At 46.9% G+C, this 271-nt stretch carries 3 tRNA genes; all 3 read left to right on the top strand.

Annotation, left to right across the window (positions count from 1 at the left end):
- Nucleotides 1–3 precede the first annotated feature (3 nt).
- The 3 genes from FD688_RS00045 (at nucleotide 4) to FD688_RS00035 (ending at nucleotide 271) form a co-directional block, all read left to right on the top strand.
- Nucleotides 4–76, top strand: a tRNA-Asn gene (locus FD688_RS00045).
- A gap of 14 nt (nucleotides 77–90) precedes the next feature.
- A tRNA-Ser gene (locus tag FD688_RS00040) sits at nucleotides 91–182 on the top strand.
- A gap of 16 nt (nucleotides 183–198) precedes the next feature.
- Nucleotides 199–271 (top strand) — tRNA-Glu (locus FD688_RS00035).

Raw genomic sequence — 271 nt, 5'->3', positions numbered from 1 at the left:
TATTCCGAATTAGCTCAGTTGGTAGAGCACCTGACTGTTAATCAGGTTGTCGTCAGTTCGAGTCTGACATTCGGAGTTATAACTGGTCTTGGAGAGTTGTCCGAGTTGGCCGAAGGAGCATCATTGGAAATGATGTAAACGGGTGAATGCCTGTTTCAAGGGTTCGAATCCCTTACTCTCCGTATACCTTATAGTTATGACCCGTTGGTCAAGTGGTTTAAGACACTGCCCTTTCACGGCAGTAACATGGGTTCGAATCCCGTACGGGTCA

It is taken from the genome of Apilactobacillus kunkeei (assembly GCF_005930975.1).
In the GTDB taxonomy this organism is placed as follows: domain Bacteria; phylum Bacillota; class Bacilli; order Lactobacillales; family Lactobacillaceae; genus Apilactobacillus; species Apilactobacillus kunkeei_E.
This window is presented reverse-complemented; position numbering and strand designations above follow the sequence as displayed.